Origin of the sequence: Candidatus Tiamatella incendiivivens (assembly GCA_015522635.1) — an archaeon.
Taxonomy (GTDB): Archaea; Thermoproteota; Thermoprotei_A; order Sulfolobales; family Acidilobaceae; genus Tiamatella; species Tiamatella incendiivivens.
Genome location: WALW01000014.1, coordinates 1 through 11,693, shown reverse-complemented (window position 1 = coordinate 11,693; position 11,693 = coordinate 1). Strand labels below are relative to the sequence as shown.

The following is an 11,693-nucleotide window of genomic DNA, read 5'->3' as shown; positions in this document are numbered from 1 at the left end:
TCCAAATATCAGGTAGATTTAGGGATTGGTATATAATAGTTAAAAGGAGGTTTCTCTCTGTTCATTATAATCCAAGGGTTTCCCACCGGTTCGAGGTGCACGATTGATGTTCCATTTAGAGGTTCCAGAGCAACCTATCACTAGCGTTGTCATCTCACTAGGAGTCATACTTCTCCTTGTTCTTGTACTACCGTTTAAAAGTAAGAAAATCGAGGAAAACCTTGAACCCTTTTTCTTGCTTATGGGAAGTATAGGTGTTGCTGTTCTCTATTTCTCCGGCTTGATAGGTGTGGAACAGGCAAAGCACTTGCTGGTAATAGCGTTAAGGACACCTTTGTTCATATCAGGGAAACCTATCGGAATAACACAGGTGGTGTTCCTAGCGGGCCTCTTTTTCTACTATTACCATAGACAAATAAATTCAGGGATACTAGCATTGTATAATCGAGTGGGGCCTTTCTGGTTTAGTGTTATATTTGTAACCGTATTTGGGCTTACATCTAGTATTATCTCTGTCATAGTTACAGCCGTAATCCTAGCAGAAATAGCTGCCGCACTTCCCGTGCCCAGAAGAGCTAGAATAGAGTTCGTTGTTATATCCTCTTTTGCTGTTGGAATGGGAGCAGCTTTGACCCCTGTTGGCGAGCCTTTAGCAACTATTGCTATATCAAAGCTTGGAGAGAGTTTTGATTATCTTCTCTGGCTACTAGGTCCCTTTATAGTCCCAGGAGTTATAGCTATATCTCTGTATACAGGCTATAGGCTCAAAAAGGATGCAGCGAAGGAAGGATCAAGAGAAGCAATCATGGGTGAGTATGAGGAGACTCTTAGAACGATTACTTGGAGAGCAGTTAAAGTCTACATGTTCGTTATGGCTTTGGAATTACTAGGCAATAGTTTTACTCCTCTAGTAAAATGGTATTTCTCTAAAATCCCTGCATACATACTTTTCTGGGTTAACATGGTTTCCGCAATACTAGACAACGCTACCTTAACAGCCGCTGAAATAGCCCCGTTCTTGGCTGTAGCTCAGATAAAAAGCGCTTTAATGGGGTTAATAATCTCAGGAGGAATGCTTATACCAGGCAATATCCCTAATATAGTGGCTGCTGGGAGGCTTAAGATAACCTCTCGAGAATGGGCAAGGATAGGAGTTCCCGTGGGACTTGTACTGATGAGTATTTATTTCATCCTAGTTGAAATACTTAAACTATAAAGGAGGTATGTGGGATGGCTATAACAAAGGCACTCGTACCTATAGATTTCTCTAGTCATTCTGAAACACTTATGGAGTGGCTTCCTACCCTTAATATGATGGGTATAAAAAAGATATGGCTTTTACATGTTTTGGATGAACTGAAAATAGAACACCCTGCTGCGGGCTACGATATTGGAGATATAATGAGACAGTATATCAAAGAGGCTGAGAAGACACTAAATGAATACAAAGATAAAATAAAGGATTTATTCGAGGAAGTAAACATCTGTACTATGTGGGCAGGCGATCCTGCTATAGTTATTGTAAAACAAGCAGACGAGCTCAATGTAGATGCTATAGTTATGGCAACTGGGGGAAAGGGATGGTTCAGAGAGCTTGTCTTAGGGTCAACTTCTCGTAAAGTAGCTCAACTGTCAAATAAACCAGTTCTACTTGTTAAAAAAGAGTGGATGGAAAATAGAGCCAAGCCTAACTTCGATCACATACTTGTATCAGGTTGGCTAGAAAATCCGGATGACGAGAATGAAGTAAAAACACTAATATGTAGTTTAGAGGACGCCAAAAGGCTTGCTAGATCAATATATGGGGCAACAGGTAAGAAACCATTCGTCAGAGTGTTCATTATAGTAACACAAATTGATAAGGAAATTGTAGGAAAAACAAAGAATAGAATTAAAGGAGTATTTGAAGGCTTTAAGGAATTTGAATATGATAGCATTGTATGGACAGGGGATCCTGTAGAGGACTTAATAAAGGCTGCAGTATCCTTTAATGCAGATATTGTCGTCGTCGGGTCCAAGGGCTCCTATAAGGGGTTCAGTTTAGGGTTTCGGCTTACCTCGCTTTTGAGTAAAATCGATATACCAGTTTACATTTGTAAGTGATTTTTAAACATCTTTCTATACGGCTAAAATGCCTAGAACACCCAATAATACTGTAGCATAACTTCCACTTGGTAATGTGAAAGACAAATCAAAAATGTCTCCATTTCTAGAACAAGTATAATTACAGACTGGGGCAAAAACGGGCCTTCTCTTGAATACATTTGCTCTAGGTTTAACTACCTCCTCAAATACTACACTATCTATTGTTTCTCCTATGATTCCTATTCTAGCAAAGAAAGCATTGGTTACACTGCTACCACAATAAATTTTGCCTCCACGAAACATGCTTTCCAGGAAGGCATAATCCGATTCGAATATGATTGGTTTAGTTACATCTACCAACCTGGAAACTACTCTATTAAAAATGTACGAAGTATACGACTCAAGTATTATGCCTTTAAGATCACTCGGAATCGAAGGGTTAATATTTAAACGATCTATTCCTCTTTTAAGAATATTCCTTTCAATCAGCGGGAGACTTTTGCTGTATTTAGATCTAACGTAAAGCCAAATACTAAATAGGTTTTTGTTTTTCAGGTCTTTTCCTATGATATGATTTGTAGGCCGACTAAAACCAAAGCGTTGGTATCCATAAAAATTCGCGAAATACGTAGGGCGTGATTCACATAGCCTTTGTTTTATTAAATCTAAATAACCCTTACAACCTTTCGGCTCGTTTATTTCAATACTTATTCTAAAGGAGTTTCCTGCATTGGAAGCAGGTGATAGCTCTTTGGTTTTACCTATAAACCACATTATCCTACTTGGATTACTGATTTTTTGATCACTTGAAACATAGAAGTATGCAGTTGCTGACGTATCTTTAATTCCGGCAAAACTCACTTTTCCAATTTTTTTGGTAAGCCTATCTAGAAATGCAAGGAAACCAATTCCACTGGGCTTCCTTATCATATACAGATATTTAGATCCCCCATCTCTCAGCAGATGTTCTGCTACCACAAAATCTCTTATCCGGGCTCTGCATTTAATGAGGCCTTGGGGAAATCCGTATAAGGATTCAGTGAAACGATAGTTTTTGTTCTTCAATAAAGTTTCAACTCCCCCGTGACTTCATCCACAGTTTCTCCCGGTCCCGGTCCAACAGCAATGGCAGTAGCAGTCCCTGGGGGTAATTGAGTTAGCCCGGCGTCACGTATAATACTACAAGGTAAACCCATACTTCTACACTCATTGTAAATGTTGATCAGTTCATCGAAACTGTTAACCCGCAATGCTACCTTTTTCTGTCCACTCAGCTTCCACTCTGAGAGCCAAAGCTTCCATTTCCTATTGGGAGAATCAAGTACTAGGAATACAGCCTCCACAGATGCGTGTGCAGCTTGTACAGCCGCTTTACCAGGCCCCATTCCAAGATCTCTTCTAAGAACTAATGCCTGTTTGTAACCAGCCATGTTCCTATCCCATAAAAATTCACGTTACTGTATATTAATATAATATTAAATAACCCCAAGAGCTATGAGGGATGTTTAGGAGGGTGTAGAGAAGTGAGTGTCGGTCAACCAAATCAGATAAGCCTCTACGATACTGTTGAAACTCCAGTCTGTACTAGTTGCGGTAGAATAATACACCCGGGAGACAGAGCAACCAGTTTCGTTTGCCCTAACTGTGGTAAGATAGTTATCTGGCGCTGTGCTAGATGTAGATCACTAGGGGTTAAATACAAGTGCCCAGTATGTGGGTTTGAAGGCCCTTAGAGTGGTGAGATTAGATGGCTAAGGTACTAGTAGTTGCAAAAGTGTTTCCGAGCGGAGTAGATGTTGATTTTGACTCTCTAGTGGATGATATTAGGAGGAAACTCCCTGAGGGCTATGATATCGCTAAAACAGTTGAGGAACCCATAGCATACGGATATAAAGCTCTGAAACTTTATGTTGTGATTCCCGAGGAAACTGAGGGAGGTACAGATACTTTAGAGGAAATACTTAAGAGCCACGAGTTAGTCGATGAAGTTGAGATAGAGGCTGTTCACAGACTTAGTGAGTTCTAAGCTCGATTTCTTAAGCAAGTTTTCTTCATTCCAGGTTCCGATCTACCTAGTTAGACTTTGCAAAAATATTATCCATTAGTTAAAAAACCCTCGAATACTAGCAATAATAAAATGGGTAAATTCGCCTAAAGGTGGAGATTATGGCAGCACAGGCACCTGAGAAAGACGATAAAAAGGAAGTAACTTTACGTGTCGCCGAGGCAAAGCCGAGGGATAGTGGTAGGGGCAAAGTTAGGATTGACATGGCTATAATGAGAAAGCTAGGATTAGAACCTGGAGATATAGTGGAGATTGAAGGAAAGAAGAAAACTGTAGCAATAGTATGGCCTGCTTTACCTGAGGACAGTGGTCTGGATATAATTAGAATGGACGGTGTGACAAGGAAAAATGCAGGAGTAAATATAGGAGATAAGGTAATAGTTAGGAAAGCTGATTCGAGAAAAGCCGTGAAAGTAAAACTTGCTCCCACTAACTATACTATGAGTATTGATGAGGGGTTCAAGAAATTTGTTAAGAAGAAATTGATAAACCAGCCTTTGCTAGAAGAAAATATTATAATGGTGGCTGTTATAGGCCAAGCTATCCCATTAATGGTGGTTTCAACAAAACCTAAGGGGCCTGTTATTGTAACCGAAGATACAGTAATTGAGATTCTAGGTAAGCCGGTTTCCCAGATAGGTGTTCCTCGTATAACATATGAAGATATAGGTGGGATAAAACAGATAGTTCAAAGAGTAAGGGAACTCATTGAGTTACCGCTAAGACATCCTGAGGTATTCAAGAGACTTGGCATAGAACCTCCCAAAGGAGTATTGCTATATGGACCTCCCGGAACAGGTAAAACGCTTCTTGCTAAAGCTGTTGCAAACGAGAGTGATGCTTATTTTATTGCCATAAATGGACCTGAGATTATGAGTAAGTTTTACGGAGAAAGCGAGCAAAGGCTCAGAGAAATATTCGAAGAGGCTAGGAAGAATGCTCCAAGTATAATATTTATCGATGAAATAGATGCAATAGCACCTAAAAGAGACGAGGTTGTAGGAGAAGTAGAGAGAAGGGTTGTAGCGCAATTATTGGCTTTAATGGACGGCCTTGGGTCGAGAGGGAACGTCATTGTCATTGCAGCTACTAATAGGCCTAACGCTGTGGATCCTGCCCTTAGAAGGCCGGGTAGATTTGACAGGGAGATAGAGGTTCCATTACCGGACAAGACTGGGAGACTGGAGATCCTACAAATTCACACAAGACATATGCCCCTAAACGATGATGTGGATTTAGAGAAGATGGCAGAAATAACACATGGTTATACAGGGGCAGATTTAGCGGCACTAGTAAGAGAGGCAGCAATGCATGCACTAAGAAGATACTTACCTGAGATCGACTTGGAAGAAGAGCAGATTCCTGTTGAGATACTGGAGAAAATGGAGGTTCGAATGGAGGATTTCATGGCTGCTTTTAACGAAATAGTACCTAGTGGGCTTAGAGAAATTTTCATCGAGGTTCCTGAAACTAAATGGACTGATATTGGAGGGTTAGAAGAAGCTAAAATGGAGCTTATCGAATCTGTAGAATGGCCCTTAAAGTACGCTAAGGCTTTTACCAGGCTTGGAATAAGGCCTCCCAGAGGAATACTGCTCTTCGGTCCTCCTGGGACGGGGAAAACATTACTCGCTAGAGGAGCAGCAACAGAGAGTGGAGCGAGTTTCATTGCAGTACGGGGCCCCGAAGTATTGAGTAAATGGGTTGGTGAAAGTGAGAAGGCTATAAGGGAAATATTCAGAAAGGCCAGGCAATATTCACCGACTGTTGTATTTCTCGATGAGATAGATGCGATAGCTCCTGCAAGGGGATATGCATTAGACTCCCGTGTGTCGGAGAGGATAGTTTCACAGCTTCTAACAGAGTTGGATGGAATTGCAAGGTTGGAAAACGTTATAGTTATTGCAGCTACCAACAGACCCGATATGATAGATCCTGCTCTAATCAGGCCAGGGAGACTTGAGAAGCTAGTTTACGTACCACCTCCAGATAAGAGGGCTAGACTAGAAATACTAAAGATATATACAAGAGAAGTACCTCTGTCTACAGATGTAAACCTCATAGAGCTAGCCGAGAATACAGAGGGATATACAGGAGCGGATATAGAAGCTTTAGTAAGGGAAGCTGCTCTAATAGCACTTAGAGAAGATTTATCTACAACTATTGTGAGAATGCGGCATTTCGATGAGGCCTTGAAGAAGGTACGCCCTAGTATAAACGAGCAAATGGTAAGATACTATGAGGAATGGATGGAAAAAGCTAAACAAAGGTATAGCAAGGATATGATGAGGGCTAAACCAACTATATATACATAAAACCTATTTTTGAGTTAAATATATCACAGGGATTACAGCCAATATAAAAATGACAACCTCTCTATGAGGTTTTTAGTCAGCTTATCGGATGGATATCCATCGGAAATGAAAGAGAGGTGCTTTAGCATTGGTATGGAAGCCTTTACCTGTAATAAACATAGTATATGAAGAATTACAGAATGTGAAAGGGGGGACTACTGATAAAGAACTGTTTATACGGTTATTCAGGCAATATGGTATAGGTAAATCAGAATTTTATAAGGCATTAATGATCCTTGAAATGAGAGACTTAATCTTTGTATCAGTGAGCGGTGATGAGCTTCTAATAAGACTTAGAGGGGAATGATGAGAAATGGGGGTTAATCTTAGGGGGTTAATTCCAGGTGATGTTAAGAAAGAAGTAGACCTACGGGATTTGAAGGGAAGAATCATAGCTTTGGATGCATATAATATGCTGTACCAATTTCTCGCAGCCATTAGGCAACCTGACGGGACGCCTCTAATGGATCATGAAGGCAGAATAACAAGCCATTTGAGCGGCCTATTCTATAGATCAATCAATATGGCTGAAGAAGGTGTCAAGCCTGCCTATGTATTTGACGGCAATCCTCCTGAAATGAAGAGAGCTGAAATCAAGAAAAGAATGGAGATGAAGTTAGAGGCTGATAAGAAATATAAGAAAGCCGTGGAGGCAGGAGACATAGGGGCCATGAGGAAATATGCTCAAGCAACTGCTAGACTTACCAGTGAAATGGTAGAGGAATCCAAATTACTCCTTAAGTCGATGGGTATACCCTTTATCCAAGCTCCGCAAGAAGGGGAAGCCCAGGCAGCATATATCGCAAGAAAGGGAGATGCGTGGGCTTCAGGAAGCCAAGATTACGATTCATTTCTCTTTGGTACACCTAGGTTGGTGAGAAATCTAGGTATAACTGGGAGGCGGAAGCTTCCTGGACGAGACTTGTATACAGATATAAAACCTGAAGTAGTCGAGCTAGACATCTTACTTAAATCACTAGGAATATCTAGGGAGCAATTAGTTCTTATTGGGATAATGCTAGGAACCGACTATAATCCAGGCGGGCTGAAAGGAGTAGGTCCTAAGACTGCTTTGAAACTAGTTAAAACTCTTGGTAATATGGAAGAGATCATTAAGTATATTGAAGTAAGTGCGAATATTGACGTAAGACGGGTATTCGATTACTTCATGAATCCTGTAGTTACAAATGACTATATCATAACGTGGAGTCAGCCTAACGAGAAGGAGATTTATAGGATACTAGTTGAGATACATGATTTCAATCCTACAAGAGTAGAAAAGGCTATTGAGCGTCTCAGAAAGGCTTATAGAGAGAACCTACGGACACAAATGACTAGTTTAGACAAGTGGTTCAGTTAGCTAGGATAAGGTTTCTGGAACTATAGCTACTTTTTCCCCATAAATCTTACTTAAAGCCTTTTCAAGTAATTCTCTGTCAACTTGGAGTCTATGGAGATCTCGTCTGCTAACTCTTATAGTATACATAGTGGAACCATCTGGCAGGTAGACTATGTTAACGCCGTGAACTTTAGCCGGTGCAAGCAGTTGTTGTGCTAGATAACGTAGATCTTTACCTCTGTAGTCAATTATCTTGACGAATTTTGCCCCCACTTCTTTTGCGATTTCCCTCGCCGTTCTATTCAGGTTGAAACCAAAGGCATTTCTTATTCGTATTAATATAACGAGGAAACCGTCGAACATGTAGGCTTTCACATACTCACTGTTCCTTAACCAAGACTCACCTTTTTCCTCAAGGTCGAGGAGAACTCTCATTAAATCAACTTCGAAAGGGTCGTAAAGGCCGCTCTCTACTTTTCTCCTACAGTTCGGGCAGAGAACACCGCTTTTAACGCAAATAGTGTCCAGCGGAATTTTTACCGTTATTCATCACCTCATCATTATTGTTAATCAGAGTACCCCGTATCCCCAGTATGGTTAAGCTTTAATGTGTATAGACTTTAAACATTAACATACTAGGATAGAGTATGGTAAGGTAATTCTTAAAAGCCTGTTTACTTCAAGGATTTGAAGAGGGCTAATGGGTGAGAAAAAATGCCGGTGACTGACCCGGAGAAAATTGCGATCGTCGAAGCTAGAGTATTAAATAAAATGATATGCAGGCGTTGTGGTGCAATAAATCCGCCTGGAGCCACTAAATGTAGGAGATGTAAAAGTAGAGATTTGAGACCTAAGAAGAAAGGAGCGGGGTTCAAGAAGTAATCTAAACGTTGAACCCTATATCTCTGAGTTTCCTTCTAACTACACGTTCATCTTCTCTAGGCATAAGCTTAAGGTATTCCTCTATTTTCCTCTGATTAAAACCCCGGCTACCAAAAAAAGATTTCAACTCCTTCATTTTAGACGCATCAGCGAACTTTGCCTTTAGAAGAAGATAAGCCTCAGGTTCCATTGCTTTAACCCTGAAATTATTGATTCTAACACGGCTAGCTGTCTTTAAAAGTTCAGGTGAGATGAAGAAATCGAATAGGTTAGTGTATAAGTCGACATCAACACTCTCACCGACTTCTCTGGCAATAAGCTTTGGAGTACCCAACCATGTCTGGCCAACACTCCACCCTAATTCATCTGCAAGCTTATGGTAAAACTCCTCCTCAGCCAGTAAATCGGGTTGAAAAACGAATAGGTCTATGTCGTTTCCCATAGACGAGCCTCCGGTCGCTATGTGTAATACAGAGTCCCCTATAACTACATACTTAACTTTTCTTGAGGACAGTTTTTTCAAAACCCTGACGAAAGTAACCCTCGAAACCAAGCTCTAACACCAAAATCTTGACGTATGCATTCTGGGGTAATATAAGAATACTATGAGATTAGCTTAAAACAATTCAATGCTACTATAACATGGTGGAACAAATCATATTGGAGGTGGTGCATGAAATGGGATACCTCAAATACTATGGTCACTCGGCTTTTGAGCTCTACTTGGATGGTAAAAAGATACTGATCGACCCTTGGCTAACTCATCCTATGAAAGTAGAGGAACCTTCTAATCTGGAGAACGTTAATTATATCATACTAACACACGGGCATGACGATCATGTTGGTGATACAATCGAAATAATGGAGAATAATCCTGAAGCGAAGGTCGTCGCAATCTTCGAATTAGCTAACTACATTGCGGAGAAACTAGGCGATACGGGAAGAGGGATAGGAGCAAACATGGGAGGCCCTGTCCTATTGGATGGGCTGAAAGCAGCTTTCGTTCCAGCAAACCATAGTTCCCCGATAGGATCACCCACTGGAGTTATAGTTATGGGCAAAGAGGCTACTATATACCATGCAGGAGATACTAGTATAGCATCTGAAATGGAATTAATTGGGAAAATTTACAAACCCGATATAGCAATCCTACCAATAGGAGGCCATTTCACAATGGACCCTGTAGAGGCTGCATACGCCGTTGACATGATTAAGCCTAAGGTAGCTATTCCAATGCACTACAAGACGTTCCCGGTACTATATGGAACACCTGAAGAGTTTAGGAATCTAGTAAAAGAAAAAGCTCCTGGTGTAAAGGTAGTGGTATTAAACCCTGGTGATGTATGGAATATTGAAGTGTAAAAAAGATTAGAATAGTACTAATATGAAACTAAATAGTGCATCTGTAATGTCACGCATCGATAATGCTCCGATAGGTCTTCCTTCTTCATCGACTACAGGTAAGTGCCGTATATTTCCGGTTTTCATCTTTTTGAAAGCCTCTTCGATTGATTCTTGAGGAGTTGTGGTTATAGGATTCTCGGTCATAATTGCGAAGATTTTGGTTTCCTTTCCAAGAATACCCATTGCACAAGCGTGAGTGATATCCCTCTCAGTTACAATTCCAATTAGCTTACCCTGATTATCAACTATAAGAACGGATCCTATTCTATTCTCATACATTAAATGTGATACGTCACTGACTGTAACGTCTTCTGGTGCTGTAATTGGAGGTACAGACATTATGTCTTCGACTTTAAGAGGAATCTTTCTCTGTTTCTTAAGAAGAACCATTTTTATCCCCTAATTGTTAATTATTGTCCAAAAAAATAAAAATTAATAGACATATTTTACAGAATAAAGGGATAAACTTTATCCCCCTCATATATTAATCCAGTAAATTAGACTTAAAACAACGGTAATGTTGGAGCGCATTTAAGTATGACTGGAATAGCTGATCTACCACTTCACTCAGGCCATGTTCCAAGATGGATGCTAAAACTAATGAGAGAATTAGCAAGAAATATATTAGACGTAATTATTTTGGAGTTTGGTCCTGATACAATATTAGAGGGACTCAAGGATCCTCTGTGGTTCCAAGCATTTAACAACGTGATAGGAATGGACTGGGATAGCTCAGGATCGACTACAGTTCTCACAGGAATTCTAAAAGATCTAACATGGAAGAACCCTGAACTAGGCTTCATAGTGTTGGGTGGGAAAGGATCTAAAGGACTGAAGGTTCCAGATGAAATAAAAGCTGTAGGAGAACTTTACAATCTTTCATCAAAGAAAATGGAAGACCTAAAGAAAGCATCTAGATTGGCAGCTAAAGCTGATACAGCATTCTTCCAGGATGGATACCAACTATACCATCATACTCTTATAGTATCTGAGGCAGGTTCGTGGATTGTAGTTCAACAGGGAATGAGTAAGAAGGAAAGAATGGCTAGAAGATATCACATCGATCAATTACTAATACATAACATACACAGTGGAATAGCAGGTATACCTGAAACTAGGGTAACTCTGAATCTTTCTGTAAAAGAAGCCTTAGAGCCATTAAGGTTTATAACAGATCTGTCTAAAGATCCGCCTGGGAAAATATTAAACCAAGTAAATGAAGCAAACTCCCTCATCCGCCCGACCATACTTGACTACATAAACACTGGAACAGCTATTCAAAAACGAAGTAAGAAGGGATACTATATACCTGTCAAACCCAACAAACAACTCGTGAAATCCCTGGAAATGCTGTACAATTATCAGCCACGTGACCCGGAAGAATTGGCTTTAGTAAGAGGAGCTGGGCCGGTTGCTATACGAGCATTGGCATTAATATCGGATCTAATTTATAATGTACCTTCTCCTGACAAAGATAATGTAACACATCTCATTGAGCCTTATAAGTACACTTATGCAGTAGGAGGAAAAGACGGTACACCTTATCCCTTCGATTCTAGTACTG

15 protein-coding genes are annotated in these 11,693 nt (G+C 40.3%); 10 read left to right on the top strand and 5 right to left on the bottom strand.

The features are described 5' to 3' along the window. Window positions 1-106: 106 nt before the first annotated feature. Both F7B60_02960 and F7B60_02955 read left to right on the top strand, forming a co-directional pair. Complete coding sequence (locus tag F7B60_02960) at window positions 107-1,216, top strand: DUF1646 domain-containing protein (GenBank protein MCE4614477.1); 1,110 nt, start codon at window positions 107-109, stop codon at window positions 1,214-1,216. A 14-nt stretch (window positions 1,217-1,230) separates the two neighbouring features. Beyond that, complete coding sequence (locus F7B60_02955; GenBank protein MCE4614476.1) at window positions 1,231-2,103, top strand: universal stress protein; 873 nt, start codon at window positions 1,231-1,233, stop codon at window positions 2,101-2,103. Window positions 2,104-2,118: 15 nt separating this feature from the next. On the opposite strand, the gene truD is transcribed toward F7B60_02955, so the two are convergent. After that, a complete protein-coding gene (truD, locus tag F7B60_02950; protein ID MCE4614475.1) occupies window positions 2,119-3,150 on the bottom strand; it encodes a tRNA pseudouridine(13) synthase TruD in 1,032 nt (343 codons plus the stop codon). Continuing rightward, window positions 3,147-3,515 (bottom strand): peptidyl-tRNA hydrolase Pth2, encoded by a 369-nt coding sequence (gene pth2, locus F7B60_02945; GenBank protein ID MCE4614474.1) that lies wholly within the window; start codon window positions 3,513-3,515, stop codon window positions 3,147-3,149. The genes truD and pth2 overlap by 4 nt, the downstream gene beginning before the upstream one ends. Before the next feature lie 93 nt (window positions 3,516-3,608). On the opposite strand from pth2, the gene F7B60_02940 reads away from it, so the two are divergent. The 5 genes from F7B60_02940 (at window position 3,609) to fen (ending at window position 7,864) form a co-directional block, all read left to right on the top strand. Beyond that, entirely contained in the window at window positions 3,609-3,818 is a 210-nt protein-coding gene (locus tag F7B60_02940) for a zinc finger domain-containing protein (protein ID MCE4614473.1), read from the top strand. 14 nt (window positions 3,819-3,832) lie between these two features. Further along, window positions 3,833-4,111: an elongation factor 1-beta gene (locus tag F7B60_02935; GenBank protein ID MCE4614472.1), complete on the top strand. Its 279-nt coding sequence runs from the start codon at window positions 3,833-3,835 to the stop codon at window positions 4,109-4,111. A 140-nt stretch (window positions 4,112-4,251) separates the two neighbouring features. Then, the gene (locus F7B60_02930) at window positions 4,252-6,465 is read left to right on the top strand and encodes a CDC48 family AAA ATPase (protein MCE4614471.1); all 2,214 of its coding nucleotides are present in this window, start codon (window positions 4,252-4,254) and stop codon (window positions 6,463-6,465) included. 127 nt (window positions 6,466-6,592) lie between these two features. Beyond that, entirely contained in the window at window positions 6,593-6,811 is a 219-nt protein-coding gene (locus F7B60_02925; GenBank protein ID MCE4614470.1) for a hypothetical protein, read from the top strand. A 6-nt stretch (window positions 6,812-6,817) separates the two neighbouring features. Next, a complete protein-coding gene (gene fen, locus F7B60_02920; GenBank protein ID MCE4614469.1) occupies window positions 6,818-7,864 on the top strand; it encodes a flap endonuclease-1 in 1,047 nt (348 codons plus the stop codon). On the opposite strand, the gene F7B60_02915 is transcribed toward fen, so the two are convergent. Continuing rightward, on the bottom strand, window positions 7,865-8,278 hold the full coding sequence (locus tag F7B60_02915) for a hypothetical protein (protein MCE4614468.1): 414 nt from the start codon (window positions 8,276-8,278) through the stop codon (window positions 7,865-7,867). A 279-nt stretch (window positions 8,279-8,557) separates the two neighbouring features. Between F7B60_02915 and F7B60_02910 the strand changes: the two genes are divergently transcribed. Further along, a complete protein-coding gene (locus F7B60_02910; GenBank protein ID MCE4614467.1) occupies window positions 8,558-8,725 on the top strand; it encodes a 50S ribosomal protein L40e in 168 nt (55 codons plus the stop codon). Window position 8,726: 1 nt separating this feature from the next. On the opposite strand, the gene F7B60_02905 is transcribed toward F7B60_02910, so the two are convergent. Further along, on the bottom strand, window positions 8,727-9,278 hold the full coding sequence (locus F7B60_02905) for a nucleotidyltransferase (protein MCE4614466.1): 552 nt from the start codon (window positions 9,276-9,278) through the stop codon (window positions 8,727-8,729). A gap of 125 nt (window positions 9,279-9,403) precedes the next feature. Here F7B60_02905 and F7B60_02900 point away from each other — a divergent pair, with 125 nt between their 5' ends. Further along, the gene (locus F7B60_02900; protein MCE4614465.1) at window positions 9,404-10,087 is read left to right on the top strand and encodes a metal-dependent hydrolase; all 684 of its coding nucleotides are present in this window, start codon (window positions 9,404-9,406) and stop codon (window positions 10,085-10,087) included. A 6-nt stretch (window positions 10,088-10,093) separates the two neighbouring features. Here the strand turns inward: F7B60_02900 and F7B60_02895 are convergent, their stop codons facing one another. After that, window positions 10,094-10,519 (bottom strand): CBS domain-containing protein, encoded by a 426-nt coding sequence (locus F7B60_02895; protein MCE4614464.1) that lies wholly within the window; start codon window positions 10,517-10,519, stop codon window positions 10,094-10,096. Window positions 10,520-10,666: 147 nt separating this feature from the next. Between F7B60_02895 and F7B60_02890 the strand changes: the two genes are divergently transcribed. Further along, window positions 10,667-11,693, top strand: a 1,027-nt coding sequence (locus tag F7B60_02890; protein ID MCE4614463.1) for a DUF763 domain-containing protein, incomplete at its 3' end; no start/stop codon positions are given.

Excerpts from the sequence above, each read along its gene's own strand:
- fen (MCE4614469.1), top strand. The coding sequence starts at position 6,818 with ATGGGGGTTAATCTTAGGGGGTTAATTCCAGGTGATGTTAAGAAAGAA.
- F7B60_02960 (MCE4614477.1), top strand. The coding sequence starts at position 107 with ATGTTCCATTTAGAGGTTCCAGAGCAACCTATCACTAGCGTTGTCATC.
- F7B60_02900 (MCE4614465.1), top strand. The coding sequence starts at position 9,404 with ATGGGATACCTCAAATACTATGGTCACTCGGCTTTTGAGCTCTACTTG.
- pth2 (MCE4614474.1), bottom strand. The coding sequence starts at position 3,515 with ATGGCTGGTTACAAACAGGCATTAGTTCTTAGAAGAGATCTTGGAATG.
- F7B60_02895 (MCE4614464.1), bottom strand. The coding sequence starts at position 10,519 with ATGGTTCTTCTTAAGAAACAGAGAAAGATTCCTCTTAAAGTCGAAGAC.
- F7B60_02955 (MCE4614476.1), top strand. The coding sequence starts at position 1,231 with ATGGCTATAACAAAGGCACTCGTACCTATAGATTTCTCTAGTCATTCT.
- F7B60_02930 (MCE4614471.1), top strand. The coding sequence starts at position 4,252 with ATGGCAGCACAGGCACCTGAGAAAGACGATAAAAAGGAAGTAACTTTA.
- F7B60_02935 (MCE4614472.1), top strand. The coding sequence starts at position 3,833 with ATGGCTAAGGTACTAGTAGTTGCAAAAGTGTTTCCGAGCGGAGTAGAT.
- F7B60_02915 (MCE4614468.1), bottom strand. The coding sequence starts at position 8,278 with ATGAGAGTTCTCCTCGACCTTGAGGAAAAAGGTGAGTCTTGGTTAAGG.
- F7B60_02910 (MCE4614467.1), top strand. The coding sequence starts at position 8,558 with ATGCCGGTGACTGACCCGGAGAAAATTGCGATCGTCGAAGCTAGAGTA.